Source organism: Chondromyces crocatus (assembly GCF_001189295.1).
GTDB lineage: Bacteria > Myxococcota_A > Polyangia > Polyangiales > Polyangiaceae > Chondromyces > Chondromyces crocatus.
Genome location: NZ_CP012159.1, coordinates 7,835,129 through 7,849,429, shown reverse-complemented (window position 1 = coordinate 7,849,429; position 14,301 = coordinate 7,835,129). Strand labels below are relative to the sequence as shown.

Genomic DNA, 14,301 nt, shown 5'->3' with positions numbered 1-14,301 from the left:
TTGCCGCTCGAATGATCGATCGATCGATCCTTCGATGCGAGGTCGCCGTGGGGCGCTGTCGATGCGTCGTCGTCGACGACAGATCCCGTCTCATTGCGGTCGTCTGTCGTGCCGTTTGACCATCAGGCATTGCGCGAGCGAACCTCGAGGAGGTAGAGCGAAGAATCGATGTCGACTGGCTGTCCGAGCGATCGGTACACGGCCGGATTCCGGTGTGATCTCCAGCCCACCAGGAGCAACAGCAGTGTCCCACGAGTCCACCAGGGTGCGCGACGAGGGACGTGGCGTGGTCGATGGGGGGGAGAAGGCACGCCCCAGCGGTGCGTTCCGCGTCGGTCCGCTGCTGAGCCCTCTGCCGCGGATGCTCCTTCTGGAAGCGAGCGCGACCGAGGAGGCGCTCGCACTGCTGTCGGCGTTTGCAGATCGGTTCGCCTCAGGGTCTCCCGATCTCACGGGGCGTGAACTCGCGCAGCTCGACGAGGCCACGGCGGCGTTGATCGAACGGCTCACGCCGGTGGATGACGGCAGAGGTCTGCCGGAGAAGAGCCGTAGTTATGATCGGTTCTTCCAGGTCGTCCGCTGTGCCCAGCCGGTCGACGCCATGGCGGTCGGCCTCGTGCAAGCGGCACGGGCTTGCTTCACCGAGCTGGAGCGGGGGAGCACCTTGTCTGTCGGCGAGCGGTGCCTGCTGCTGAGCGGACTTGGCGTCAGCGCGCGGGTGGCGTCCGAGCGGGGGCGGAAGGCGTCGGGGTGTGGGCAGGGAGCAGCGAGAGGTGCGCGGGTTCCGGGCGAGGCGGGCGAGGCGAGCGAGGCAGGGGAGGTGGGTGAGGCGGGCGAGGGGAAAGCGTCCGCGGACGCGTGCTGGAAGGAGGGGGGGAGCGGATCCACGCGGCCATCGCTCACGACCCTGGTCACCGTCGAAGATCCCGCCCTCGCGCGCTGGATTCATGGACACCACGTCTTCTTTCCACTCATCCAGGCGCTGCTCGTCACGCACGCCCTGGTCCTCGAGTCCCTGCAGGAGAACGAGCTGGCGCGGGCCTCGGAGGCGCTCTGGCTGTCGAGCTTGCTTCTACGTGCGTCGGGCGTCGCGATGAAGCTGGCCGGCGACATGACGCCCGAGGCCTACGCCGACGTCGTCAGGCCCGCGATGCCCGAGGGGTTCTCGGGGCTGATGTCCGCGGATCACGCGGCGCTCATGAAGCTCGTGCGGGGGCTGAAGCGGTGCACGGACGACCCGCCACACGCCCTGCGAGCGCCGCTGCGAGCTTACCGGCTCGCGGTCGGCGCAGCCTACGGGGCGCACATCCACGTGTGCGCGCACCACGTGGGGAGCCACGCGAGCCTGCGAATGGACCAGCTCGCGGGGAGCGCGGCCTCCACGGCCCCTGAAGACCTGAAGGGCTATCTGGCGCGCTATCTGCGCGAGGCAGGCTTGAACCGGCCCGTGGAGGCGGGGGCGGATGGGGGAGGGGAGCGAGAGCCCGCGTCGATGCTTCCCGACCTCGGCCTGGCGTGCGTGGCGGAGGGGGGGGAACCTGCGTCGGACCTGGTTGCGGGCCGGGCGCTGGACGTGGCGGATGGGCCGGATGGACTGCGCGGTGAGGCGCTGGCACTCTCCGGGACCTGGACGATCCACGGTGCGCTGGCGAGCTTCCTGGCCACCTCTCCAGCTCACCTGGATCGCCCAGCGCTCGTCACGGACGCGGGGTCGATGAGCTTCCGCGCGCTGAGCGAGCGCGTCACGGCCATCGCACGCGGCCTGCGCGCGCGGCTGCGAGGCGCTCCGAGCGTGGAGGGGAGTCCCCTCGTGGGCGTCTGCATGTCGCGGAGCCCAGCGCTCGTCGCGGTGCTGCTCGCCGTGCTCCAGGTGGGGGGCGCCTACGTGCCGCTCGACCCACAGTATCCGCGCGACCGGCTGGCCTACATCGCCTCGGACGCGGATCCGGCGCTCATCGTGACCGAGCCTCGGCATGCGGCGTGCGTGCAGGAGATCGCTTCGAGCAAGCCTTGCTGGGTGCTGGAGCCGGAGCTGTCGCTGGGGGTTGAGACGGCGGCGCCGTGCCTGGGGGCAGAGCGAGGCGTGGCGGTGGATGGTGGCGTGGCGGTGGAGGGGAGCGTGGTGGCGGACGGGGGCGCGATGGTGGATGGGGAAGGGCTCTTCGCCGTGCTGTACACGTCGGGGAGCACCGGGCACCCCAGGGGCGTGTGCCTGTCGCACCGGGCGGCGCAGAACCGCTTTCGCTGGATGTGGCAGGCGAGGCCATTCGCACCTGGCGAAGTGTGCTGCTTCAAGACGCCGCTCGGCTTCGTCGATGCCGTCTGGGAGCTGTTCGGCGCGCTCCTTCAAGGCGTCACCGTGGCCGTCGCGCCCGACGACCTGGAGAAGGACCCGCACGGCCTCCTCGCCTTCGTCGTGCGGCACGGGGTGAGCCGCCTGATCGTCGTGCCCAGCCTGCTGCGGCTCCTCGTGCCGCGCCTGGCGGACCTCGCGGCCGCGCCGGACGGGCTCCCGGCCCGGTCGCGCGCAGGTATCGCCCCTTCAGCAGCCGGCATGCATCCGGTGGCCTCCGTGGCGCACTTCGTCGCTCCGGCACCTCGCCCCGTGGGACCGCGGATCTGGACGTGCAGCGGTGAGGCCCTGCCAGCGGATCTCGCTGCGGCCTTTCTCATGCAGAGACCGGGCGATGTGCTCCTCAACCTGTACGGCAGCACCGAGGTCATGGGGGACGTGACGTGGCACGAGGTCCGCGTCGGCGACGCCCCGGTGCCCGTCGGTCGGCCCATCGCCAACACCACGATCGAGCTGCTGGACGACGCCGGGCGGCCCGTGGCGCCTGGTGCGATCGGCGCGGTCCACGTGCGTGGGGCGACGCTCGCGCGGGGCCACCTGGTGCCGGGGGAGGGGCGTGTGGCGCCGCTCGGTGATGGGCAGCGCTACACCACGGGGGACCTGGGGCGCTGGGTGCGAGCGTCCCACGATGGCGGCTGGACCCTGGTCTACGAGGGGCGCCGGGACCGGCAGGTCAAGCTGCTGGGCAACCGCTTCGATCTCGCCGAGCTGGAGGGCGCACTGGCCTCGGTCGAGGGGGTCGCGCGCGCCGTGGCGCTGCTCCGCGAGGACCCGGCGGGGGTCGAGCTGCTCGGGTTCGTGCAACCGAGCGCGCCCGGGTCGGTGACGCTGGAGGCGCTCCGCGTCGCGTGCCAGCGCGCGTTGCCGCCGGTCGCACAGCCGACGCTGGTGCTCGTCGAGGCGCTGCCCCTCTTGCCGAACGGGAAGCTCGATCGGCGAGCCTTGCTGGCGCAGTCCGCCAGCGGACCGGCGTCGAAGAGCGCGGCGAGTCGGGCCCGGAGCGCGGCGGATCGAAGCGTGATCGCGAGGGTATGGCGCGAGGTCCTCGGCGAGGGACCCGCTGGCGAGGAGGTCGACTTCTTCCTTTCCGGGGGCACGTCGATCCAGGCGGTGGCGATGGTGCGGCGGCTGCGCGACGCCGGGGTGCCCGTCTCGCTGGAGCAGCTCTACGCGGCGCGGACGCCAGGCGCGCTGCGGCGGCTGCGCGAAACGCGGCGAGGCGACGAGCGCGAAGCGGGGCGAGGCGCGGGCGACGAGCGCGAGCCGGGGCGATGCGCGGGTGACCTGCGAGGCCTCGGCACGTCGAGTCGAACGGCGCATGCACCTGCGTGGTCTGGAGGAATGCCCGAGGGGGCGGTAGGCGCCTGGGCGGTCCGGCCCCTGGAGGCTACCTGTCCCGAGGCGCGCGAGGCTGCCGTGCGCGTCCTCGCCGACAGCTTCGGTCGTGCCGACGTGATGGCCCTCGCGCTCGGGGCGACCCCCGCGGACTTCCTGGCGCTGTCCAGCGCTGCGTTCGACGCGACGGCGTCGAGCGGGCTGTCGTTCCTCGCCGTGGACGGAGCCGGCACGCCTGCTGGGTGCGTGCTCGCCGTCGATCTGTGGCGTCTCCGCGCCGACGTGAAGGCTGGGCGCTTCACCCCCCCGCCCGTGTTCGGTCCCATCTTCGCGATGTTCGACGCCCTCGAGGCGCCCTGGCACCAGCGCGTCCCCGTCTCTGCCCCAGGGCGGTGGGTCTCCGTGCTGCTGCTCGGCGTGACCTCGACCGCCTTCGCCGGGCCGGTGACCCACCTGCTCGAAGCCGCCGTCGTCGAGGCTGCGCGCGTGCGGGACTACGAGGGGCTGCTCACCGTCAACACCAGCGTGGTGACGCAGCACCTCTGCGAAGAGCTGGGCTACCGCGAGGAGGCGCGCATGGACGCGCGCGCATTCATGCTGCAGGGAGCCCGACCCTTCGCCCACGTTCCGAAGGATGCGACGCAGATCGTGCTCCACGAGCGTCGCCTCGGCGAGCCCTCACCGGATGCCGGAGGACACGCAGGCGCAGCACCTGCACCCTGATCGCCTCTCATCCGCTGCCCAGACGCCATCGCCTCGCGCCGGTCGCCTGCGAGCCGACCCATCCCCTGACGGTCGAGGGCGGCCTGTCCCTCGATGGCCGCCGAGCCCGCGCCTCGATGGCCGCCGAGCCTGTGCCCCGACGGCCGCCGAGCCCGTGCCGGACGGCGTGGCGCCCGTGGCTGCACGGCGCTTGCATTCCCGTGTAGCGTGCGAAGGCGGTCGCGCCCATCCACCCGAAGGAGCCCCCATGAAGACCATCTCCGTCCCCACCCGTGACGACGTGTCGCCCGCGGATCAAGCGCTGTTCGACACCCTCGAGAAGGGCGTGGGCTTCGTGCCCAACCTGTACGCCACGATGACGCACGCCGACGGCGCCCTGGGTCATTACCTCGCGTTCCAGAACGCCAAGCGCTCCCTCAAGCCCAAGGAGCGCGAGATCGTCAACCTGGTCGTGAGCCAGATCAACGGCTGCCGCTACTGCCTCGCCGCGCACACCGGGATCGCCAAGAAGTACGGTTTCTCCGACGACGAGGTGCTGGAGATCCGCCGCGGCCGGGCCCCGTTCGACGACAAGCTCGACGCCCTGGCGAAGCTCGTGAAGAGCCTGGTCACCGAGCGAGGACGCGCAGAACCAGCCCTCCTGGAAGCCTTCTTCGCGGCGGGCTACGGCGAGGGCCACCTCGTGGACGCCATCATGGTGATCGGCGTCATCACCGTGACCAACTACCTCCACAACACGACGGAGGTCCCCGTGGACTTCCCTCTCGCCCCCGATCTCACCCCCTGACCGTCGTGCGCTGCGGACCCCCCGACACCCCGCTCACGGATAGCGCACGGGCGCCGGCTCCTCGGGCAGCGGGATGAACTCCGTCTCCTGCGGCACCGGCGCGAACCGCCCCTCCCTCCAGTCCTCTTTCGCCTGCTCCAGCCGCTCTTTGGAGCTGGAGACGAAGTTCCAGAAGATGTGCCGCGGCCCGTCCATGGGCTCCCCACCGAGCAGCACCCCGCGCGTGGGCGCCAGCGCCTTCAGCACCAGGTCGCTCTTCGGCCGCAGGACCAGAAGCTCCCCCGGGCCGAACACCATCCCGTCGACCTCCAGCGAACCTTCCGTGAGGTAGATGCCCCGCTCCTCGTGCTCCGCGGGGACCGCGAACCGGGCCCCCTCCTTCAGCGCCAGGTCGACATAGAACAGCTCCGAGAACGTCTGCACCGGCGAGCGCTTGCCGAACAGAGCCCCCGCGATCAGGTGCATCTGCGCGCCCTCCCCTTCGATGAAAGGGATCTCGCTCGCCTCGTGGTGGGTGAACGAAGGCTCCGTCTCCTCGAACCGCTTCGGCAGCGCCACCCACGCCTGGAGCCCGAACAGACGCCCGCCCGTCTCCCGCAGCTCGGTCCTCGTGCGCTCCGAGTGCGCGATCCCGCGCCCAGCCGTCATCCAGTTGACCTCCCCCGGGCGGATGGCCTCCACGGTGCCCAGGCCATCCCGGTGCATGATCTCGCCCTCGATCAGGTACGTGAGCGTGGACAGCCCGATGTGCGGGTGAGGCCGCACATCGAGCCCCTGACCCGACCGGAACACCGCGGGCCCCATCTGATCCAGGAAGATGAACGGACCGACCATCCTGCGCTGGACCGACGGCAGGGCGCGGCGGACGTCGAACCCTTCCGAGAGCTCGCGCGTCCGCGTCACGATCACAGTCTCCAGCGAAGGGTGCCGCCTCGTCTCGTTCACGTCCCAGCTCATGATCGCCTCCTCGCGGGGTCGTGCTGCAGGCCCGCTGAAGAGGGAGGATGCTCGCTCGGGCGCTCATGGACCAGAGGTCCAGATCCGAACGTCGCGTTCCACAGCGGGAACGATCGCCGCCCGCTCGCCTCGGCGCACGCCATGCCGCTTCGGCGCACGCCATGCCATCTCGGCGACCTCAACCCGCGCTCCAAAGCCCAGCGAGTCGCCTGTCCTGGCCCGGAGAGATGGCCCCAATCACCCGACGACCAGGCGCCCTCACGATCTTTGCTAGGCTGCGCCGCGTCCATGGCCACGCCGAACGAGCCATTTCACGCCTACCCCGCCGATCTCGCCCGCTTCATCCTGGAGCGTTGCTGCGCCGAGGGAGCGTCTGCAGGCCAGACCCAGCCACCCCACGAGGTCGAGCCGCCGCCCCGCTACGGCAAGCCCTCCCGCGCCACCCTCGAACGGCTCCTGTCGGTGGCCTACCAGGCGACGCTGCTCCGCGAAGAAGAGCGCCCCGTCACCTTCCGGCTCGTCTTCTGCCCCCCCGAAGCCTTCCCGGAAGCGTCGGGTCCTCCCCGCGGCATGCAGCGGCTGGAGTTCGTCCGACAGCGCCCCTACACCGAGCACGCCCTGCGGCGCATCGCCCCGGCTGCGCCCTACGCGCGCGCCCTGATCGGCGTGTACCTCACGGACGAGGGAGAGCTGATGATCTGGGGCATCATCCAGTCCGGCCCCCTCTGGCTCCGCAGCGCCATCGGCGGGCGCGGCGCCTCCCCCGCGTTCCCGGAAGGCGCCCTCGTCGTGCGCGGCCCTGGCCCTGGACTCCTCGCCGTCGACCGCGAGTTCGAGGTGCTCGGCGAGATCCGCGGCGGCGCGCTGGCCTCCCCCGCGAGCATGGACGTGTTCACCTCCCGCTGGTTCCCCGCCTGCTTCACCGAGGCCCGAGGCGAGCTGATCGCCCTGCACACCGAGGCCGAGCGGCACGCGCCCATCCCGTGGACCCCCCTCCAGCCCGAGATCTTCCGGCAGATCGCGCAGCAGATGGTGAAGCGCATCCTCGCCACCATGCAGGTGGCCCACCACGGCGGGACGCTGCTCCTGCTGCCGCCGTCCCTGGAGCCTCTGGTGATGCAGGACGAGCGCTTCGTGAAGGTGAAGTACCGCTTCACCGACGCCGAGCCCCGCCGACGCTACCGGAAGCTCATCCTCGGCCTGATGAGCACCCTGGCGCAGACGACGCCCCCCGAAGAGGGCCCCGTCGACTGGGCGACCTACGAGCGCTCGACCTGCCCTGAAGTCGCCCTCCTCGACGAGGCCATCTTCGAGACCGCCCACCTCATCGCCGACCTGGCCAACGTGGACGGCGCCGTGGTGATGACCAAGCGCTTCGAGCTGCTGGGCTTCGGCGGCGAGATCCTGAACGGCGACGTGGAGATCGCGACCGTGCGCCGCGCCCTGGACCTGGAAGGGACCCGCTACGCCCTGGAGCCCGTGGACTGGGTGGGCACGCGACACCGCTCCGCCTACCGGCTGTGCCACGCGATCCACGACGCCGTGGCCATCGTGGTGTCCCACGATGGAGGGATCCGGTTCGTGGCCTGGAAGGATGACGCGGTGATGTACTGGGACCACGTGCCGAGGAGCTCGCGGGAGCGGTAGGACGTACTGCGAAGGTCTACGCGGAGCTGAGGATGCGGTGGGGGAACTCTGTCGTAGCCATTGCTCCTCGCAGGGCGCGCCTGACGATGAACGCAATACGGCGAAGGGATGCTCACGACGCATGCGGTCTCTCGTGCGGCGTAGCGAGGAACTCGCGACCGGCTTGCCCGTAGGCCCTGCTCACGAGCTGCGCTACCCTCCGGGCGATGGGTGACCCGGCGGAGAAAAGGCCCGAGCATGCCACCTACGCGGACCTCGAAGCCGTGCCGGAGCACCAGGTCGCCGAGATCGTTCGCGGGGTGTTGCACACCTTCCCCCGCCCCGCGGGCCCGCACTCCAAGGCGTCCACCCTCCTCAGCGCGGACCTGGTCGGGCCATTCAGCCGAGGCCGAGGAGGGCCAGGGGGGTGGTGGATCCTCTTCGAGCCCGAACTCCATCTCGGCCCGGACGTCCTCGTCCCCGACCTTGCCGGCTGGCGCCGCGAGCGGATGCCCGAAGTGCCCGACGTCCCGTTCTTCACCCTGCCGCCCGACTGGTGCTGCGAGGTCCTCTCTCCCTCGACCGCGACCCACGACCGCAAGCGCAAGATGCCCGTGTACGCCGCAGCAGGGGTCACCTGGCTCTGGCTCCTCGACCCCCTGGGCCAGTCGCTCGAAGTCTTCCACCTCGGCCCCCGCAAGCTCTGGGAGCTGGAGCAGGTGTTCTCCGGGGACGACCTGGTGCGCGCGGCCCCCTTCGACGCCGTCGAACTCGAGCTGGCAGCCCTGTGGACGCCCCGCGGAAGTGCCCAGGGCGAGACTCCGCCGGGATAGCCATGACGGGCGAGCGCCACCCCCGCGTCACGCCTTCCTCGCACGCTTCGATCCGCCACAGCCTCTGCGCATCCACCTCTTCGGCGCAGCGGCCCTTGAAGTCACGGGTCTCGATGTCCGACCTGCCCCGTGCCACCCTCCTGACGTGAACGACGCTCGCTCCGTGCCTCTCGCACCCCCCTCTCGCCGTCCCGCTCCTCTCCTCCTCGCCCTCCTGCTCCCCTTCGCCCTCCTCCTCGGCGCTCCCCGCCCTGCCACCGCAGCCACCGCGTACGACCCCCTCGTCGACCTCACCTTCCAGCTCGACCCCCCGGGCGGCTCCGTGTGCAACATCCTCCCCGAGCGTGACCGCGACCCGGCCGCCTGCGAAGGCATCGACGTCGCCGCCATCGCGGCCAGCACCAAGGCCCAGGTCCAGGTCCCCAGCTACTTCGGCATCGTCCGCACCAGCAGCTTCCTCTGCATCGTCACCGTCGCCGCCCAGGTCGGCGTGAAGCCCCGCTCCGCCGAAGACCTCGACGGCTACGTGAGCGGCTTCGCCGAGGGAGCTCGGGACATGGGCGGCCCCGTCCGAAGCCGCTACGAACTCCTCCAGATCAACGGCGTCGACGTCATCCGCTCCCTCATCGAGGTCGACCTCCCGCCCGAGCACCCCAACTACGGCACCAGCCGCATGCTCACCTACACCTTCGTCGGTCAGGCCGGCCTGGCGGCCGTCTCCTTCGCGTTCAGCCCGGTCCACAGCGCCGAGGTGCGCACCCTCGCCGAGGCGGCCATGGCCACCGCGAAGACGCCCCCGTTCCACCAGGAAGGCTTCGGCCTGCCTCGCGCGCGGCAGATGGGCAGGCTCACGGGCCGCATCGCGGCGATGGTGCTGATTCCTGCCGGCTTTCTCGCCTACATGCTGTGGCAGCGGCGGAAGCGCACGCGCGGTGGACCCACGCTGCCGTCGTGAGCGAGGCCCTTCACGCCGACGCCCGACCCCGCGGCTGCTTCATTCGTCCCGTGCTCATTGCCGGTCGATCTTCAGCACCGAGACGGGATACCCCATCAAAGCGAGCCGTTTGGCGATGTTGCGGAGCGCGAGCCGGCTGAAGAACGGCAACGTCTCCAGGATGGGGCCAGCTTGATGGCTGACGATCGCGAAGACGATGGGATACTGCGTCGCGTCCGGCACCTTCGCCGAATCCGAGATCTTGTGGGACCTGGGGAGCAAGCGATTCACTTTCTTGCGGAACTCGGCGTCACGACGCCATAGCTCCGCCGAGGCCAGCGCCTGGAAGAACAGGTGGCTCAGGGGCGCGCTGGAGCCCTCGTAACGCTTCACGCAGATGATCTCCCGAGCACTGGAGAACAGATCACAGAACTCGATGGACGAGCGCTTGCCACCGTGATGGATGATCTTCCTGTCCATCAACGCCAGTGCGCCACTGGATTGCCGTGCGACACGCTCGTTGTAGGTCGCCTCATCGGTGTCCGTGCGTTTGTAAGGAGGCAAGGGCGTTCGCGTGGACGCCAGGCCCTTGATGTCCCTGTTGACCTCGTTCGCGAAGTCCTTCTCGATGCGATACCACTTGCCGGTAGACAGGAGGTACGTGTCGGAACCGATGTCCTCCTCGCAATAGATGCACTGATAGACCGGCCATTCCTCTATGAATTGCTCTCCGTCGGCGTCCACGGCCAGGATGCGACGACTCCGCAGGAACCCGGGGTGGAGCGCCCCGGGATCGCGAACGCTCTCGAGGAAGTCCGCCACGCTCAGATCGGAGTGTGTCTCTTTCTCGGAAGGCTTGTACTTGAAGCCACCAACATAAGACCAGTCGAGGATGTCCGGAGGTGATAGCCACAGCCGATTGACGTCCTTGCGCTTTAATCGCGCCACGAGCTTCGCATCGAGTTCGTCTCTGCGCTGGCCATCGCGGACCTCCGAGATGTTGTCGATCCAGCCGAAATTCTCCTTGTAATCGTCGAGTGCATGGCGATCGAGGGTGTGCTCGAGCAGCGCCGGCACGCTCTTCAGCCCGAACTTCCCGGTGACGACGAGCGAGTCCATCCCGGTGAGGCGCCGGCCCAGCGTCTCGATCTTCGGCTCGCCCGTGACGGCACGGACCAGATCCCGCTCGATGTCGAGGCCGAAGTCCTCCGTCGAGCCCTCGCGGCTCGTCTGCGTCCGGCTGTGCCGCGTGATCGCTTCGAACGTCTTGTGATCGATGCTCTTGATCTTCGCCGCGTCGATGCTGTTGAGCGTCACCCGGAGACCGAAGCCCTCTTCCCAGCAGTCCTTGGCGAGGAGCCCTCGCCCACGACCGAACGTGATTGCGAAGAGCCGGCCCCTCACCTCCACGAACAGGACGCCGCCCGTGCTCGCGTTGAGCAGCTTCGGGTTCGGCGCGACGGTCCCTTCGAAGAACGAGAGCCATCCGGGAGGGTAGGGGTGATGGCTGTCCGTGTAGAGCGTGCCGATGTCCGGGATGACGTCGCGCGACATCCCCGTTCTCCGCAAGGCCGCTTCACCGGACCGGAACCGTTCCTTGAGCAGGTAGATCGGAAGCGTTGCTGTCTTGATGCTGGACCTGGGCATGAAGGCCTCACCGGGGAGGTACGCCCGCGTCCCGGTCGCCACGCCTCCCGTCGGCATGGCTCGCTCGGCCACAGGCTCCACTCCCTCGTTGCGTGGGTCGGACTGCCGCCAGGTCGTCGAGCCTCGCGGATCAATGACCTGGTTGGCGGCGTGGTCCCGATGAGCACCCTCAATCAACCAGCGTGCCAGCCGCCTGTGCTTGGCAGTGTGGGGCCCGTTTCCAGGGGATCCGACGATCTCGGGGGGACGATGGGCTCGCCCTGCGCGATGGCCCGCTCGCGGCTCGTCGCCTCATGCGTGGCCCTGCTGGTCGACCATGGCCAGTGCTGGCCAATCACGGGACCAGCTCCATGGGGTCAATGCCAGCTCTGGCCAGGAGACTGCGCGAAACGAGAGCGCCGAAGGAGTGATCCTTGGAGAGGCACACCCCTCCGCCTTCTGGACCCACGTCCCGCGCGCTTCGCGAGACGAACCGTGCGGACATCGCCGCGCGGGATTTGCCGACACGTTTCAATCCACGCGTTTCCGCGGACCACGCGTTTCCACAGACCGCCCGTTTCCACGGAGAGGGCTACGACCACGACACGGACACGTGCTCCCTCCGGCGCGCAGGCATCACCACAATCCGCAGGTTTCAACCCACGCCCGCTCGGGCGAGGAGAGCGTGGCGAGACCGCGCCCTGCCGAACGCCACGCCTCACCCTCTCCCCACGAAGACCGGCGCCTCGAGACGCGCCAAGGACCCCTACGAAGCCCAGGACCCCCTACAAGATGGAGTCCTTCTCATCGCCGAGCGCCCCCTGGATCAGTCCGAAGGCGCCCCCCACCACCGCCCCGCCGGCACCACCGACCCAGCCCCCGATGGCAGCGCCACGCGCCGCACCGCCAAGCTCACTCTCTTCCTGACGGGCCTTCTCGGGCGCCTGGTCATCCTTGGTCTGCGGCGGTTCCGGAGGCCTGCTCGGTCGCGCCTTCCTGGTGCTCTTCTGGTTCTTCATGCCCCCTCGAAGAGCAAGAGCCGGGCCGGCATGCACCCGCCCTCCGAGGTCAAGGGAGACCGCTCTCGTCGCGTTTGTCCGTCGTGATGCGCACGGGACGCACGGTCGATACGACCACCGAGGTCCTCGTGGCCCTTCATGGCGACGACCCCTGCTCGTCTGGCGACGGCCCCTGCTCGTCTGGCGACGGCCCCTCCTCCCTTTGGCACGGTCCTCTCCTCGACTTGACACGGAACCACCGGATGGCCGCATATCTCGGCGCCCAACCCTCCCCTCAGGAGCAATGCATCGTGATTGAAGGTGGCTGTTCTTGCGGAGCAATCCGCTACCGAATCGACGGGTCACTCCAGCATGCGCGCGCGTGCCACTGCTCTCGCTGCCGCAAGATCTTCAGCGGAGCTTCCTCGGCCTATGCCGAGGTCGCCCCGGGCAGCAACTTCACATGGCTCACGGGAGCAGACAGGCTGACGAAGCACGGCACAGGCGACGGCTGGGGCCTGGCCTTCTGCAGCGTCTGTGGCTCGACCCTGTGTGGCATGGCCGGGGAGTCGGTCCACGGCGTGACGCTCGGCAGCGTCGACGGCGACCCAGGCGTCCAGCTCGAGATGCACATCTTCGTCGGCTCGAAAGCACCGTGGGATCACATCGGTGGCGACGCCCCCCGGTTCGACGAAGGACCTCCGAGCGACCCGACTTCCAGCTCTGCGGCGTGAGCCCGTGCCTCTCTGCGGCGTGAGCCCGTCCCTCCCAAGGCCTCGCTCGCACCCCCTCTCGTCCCCCCAGCCCAGCACCGAACTCCCACCCCCGCACGCGCGGCGGGCGCCATCCACACCGCCCATCCCCCGCGCGCGCTGCGAGCCTCAGCCCCCAGCCGCTGCATGCTCGCGCAGCACCTCCTCCCAGCTCGGGACGTGCAGCACCCCACCCGTCAACCGCGCCTCGAAGAAGAACGGCCTCACCCGGTGACCCGTCCGGTGCTCGACGTCGTAGAACATCCTCCCCAGCGCCCGGTCCACCCCCGCCTCGATCGGCGTCACCTCCTCGGGTGCCGCCTGCACCGACGCCAGGAACTCCCGCTCACCCAGGCTCGGCGCGTAGTGCCGCTGCCCCTTCGCCATCCGCTGCGCGAACATCCGCTCGAACTTGGCGACCTTGTCGGTCGGCTTGGCCTGATCCGTCATCACGAACGACGCCGTGATCACATAGTCCACATCGCGCAGCGCCACCGTGTTCCCCTGAGCCCTCCGCGAAGCCTCCCCGTCGAAGTCGCCGCCCCCCCGCGGCGCCGCCTGACCCGGCATCTCATCGTTCCGGAAGCTCACCCACGTCACGGGTTTGAGCACCGCGATCTCGTGGACGTGCCACCGGATCGCCGGCTTCCACAAGATCGCCTCGAAGAGCTTGCGCGCCGCGGAGGGCGTCATCACCTCGTAGCTCTCGCGGTCGACCGACGTCTCGGGCCGCGTGAAGCAGGCCAGGGGCCCGAACGCCCGGATCTTGAACGGCTTGCTCTGCATCCCTCGCGTCGTACACCGTTCCCTGCGCCCTGCGCTCCCCCTTCCGCCGGGGTTCGCGCCATCTGCGTTCGCCCTCCGGTGTGACGCGCACCGCCTCCCTGCGCGCGCCCTTCGCGCACCAGCGTTCCCAGCCCCGCCAGCGCCACCCGCTCCGGCCTGGTCTCCTCGTCAGGTGTGAATGTCGATCGTTCTTGCCGCTGAACACGACGTCCTTGTCGCCATGTCAATCCACACCCCCTCAGGCGAGGAGGGCGACCTCGGGATCGCTCGAGGAGATGCCTCGCTGAACGAGTTTCAATCCACACCCCCCGGCGCCGCTCACCCCCGGGCAGGTCGGCGCGCTCGTGCAGCACCCGCCCGGCCGCGGTGGCGGCGTCCTCCCGCCAGCGCTGCTCCCCATGGATCAAGGCCGCCTGCCGCTCGCAGAACACCACGTGCTGGAGGCCGGACAGCGGCACCAGCGCGTCTGCCTCGCTCAGGGTAGGGGGGAGGTGGCCAGGAGGGCCGGAGGGGGCGCCATGGGCCGGCTGGGCGCCCTGGTGAGCCGACGTGGAGCCTCCCGGGCCTCCCGGGGCCACGCCTTCGGTGGCC

General features: G+C 69.8%; 10 protein-coding genes. 6 read left to right on the top strand and 4 right to left on the bottom strand.

Annotated elements, in window-relative coordinates:
* Positions 1-601: 601 nt before the first annotated feature.
* Complete coding sequence (locus CMC5_RS28205; protein ID WP_156338909.1) at positions 602-4,411, top strand: non-ribosomal peptide synthetase; 3,810 nt, start codon at positions 602-604, stop codon at positions 4,409-4,411.
* Positions 4,412-4,658: 247 nt separating this feature from the next.
* Positions 4,659-5,198, top strand: coding sequence for a carboxymuconolactone decarboxylase family protein (locus CMC5_RS28200; protein ID WP_050433302.1), 540 nt, complete (start codon positions 4,659-4,661; stop codon positions 5,196-5,198).
* A 33-nt stretch (positions 5,199-5,231) separates the two neighbouring features.
* Here CMC5_RS28200 and CMC5_RS28195 read toward each other — a convergent pair whose 3' ends face one another.
* A complete protein-coding gene (locus CMC5_RS28195; protein WP_050433301.1) occupies positions 5,232-6,155 on the bottom strand; it encodes a pirin family protein in 924 nt (307 codons plus the stop codon).
* A 288-nt stretch (positions 6,156-6,443) separates the two neighbouring features.
* On the opposite strand from CMC5_RS28195, the gene CMC5_RS28190 reads away from it, so the two are divergent.
* The 3 genes from CMC5_RS28190 to CMC5_RS28180 all read left to right on the top strand — a co-directional run bounded on the left by CMC5_RS28190 (position 6,444) and on the right by CMC5_RS28180 (position 9,569).
* A complete protein-coding gene (locus CMC5_RS28190; RefSeq protein WP_050433300.1) occupies positions 6,444-7,802 on the top strand; it encodes a putative sensor domain DACNV-containing protein in 1,359 nt (452 codons plus the stop codon).
* Between the two features lie 206 nt (positions 7,803-8,008).
* Positions 8,009-8,614, top strand: a complete 606-nt coding sequence (locus CMC5_RS28185; protein ID WP_050433299.1) for a Uma2 family endonuclease — start codon at positions 8,009-8,011, stop codon at positions 8,612-8,614.
* A gap of 163 nt (positions 8,615-8,777) precedes the next feature.
* Positions 8,778-9,569: a hypothetical protein gene (locus CMC5_RS28180; RefSeq protein WP_156338908.1), complete on the top strand. Its 792-nt coding sequence runs from the start codon at positions 8,778-8,780 to the stop codon at positions 9,567-9,569.
* A gap of 54 nt (positions 9,570-9,623) precedes the next feature.
* Here the strand turns inward: CMC5_RS28180 and CMC5_RS28175 are convergent, their stop codons facing one another.
* Positions 9,624-11,252 carry a DUF6119 family protein gene (locus tag CMC5_RS28175; RefSeq protein ID WP_156338907.1) on the bottom strand — a complete coding sequence of 543 codons (1,629 nt, stop codon included), beginning with the start codon at positions 11,250-11,252 and terminating at the stop codon, positions 9,624-9,626.
* 707 nt (positions 11,253-11,959) lie between these two features.
* On the bottom strand, positions 11,960-12,193 hold the full coding sequence (locus CMC5_RS28170; RefSeq protein ID WP_050433296.1) for a hypothetical protein: 234 nt from the start codon (positions 12,191-12,193) through the stop codon (positions 11,960-11,962).
* 290 nt (positions 12,194-12,483) lie between these two features.
* Here CMC5_RS28170 and CMC5_RS28165 point away from each other — a divergent pair, with 290 nt between their 5' ends.
* The gene (locus tag CMC5_RS28165; protein ID WP_082363532.1) at positions 12,484-12,906 is read left to right on the top strand and encodes a GFA family protein; all 423 of its coding nucleotides are present in this window, start codon (positions 12,484-12,486) and stop codon (positions 12,904-12,906) included.
* A gap of 147 nt (positions 12,907-13,053) precedes the next feature.
* On the opposite strand, the gene cas5c is transcribed toward CMC5_RS28165, so the two are convergent.
* Positions 13,054-13,710 (bottom strand): type I-C CRISPR-associated protein Cas5c, encoded by a 657-nt coding sequence (gene cas5c / locus CMC5_RS28160; protein ID WP_050433295.1) that lies wholly within the window; start codon positions 13,708-13,710, stop codon positions 13,054-13,056.
* Between the last annotated feature and the right edge of the window lie 591 nt (positions 13,711-14,301).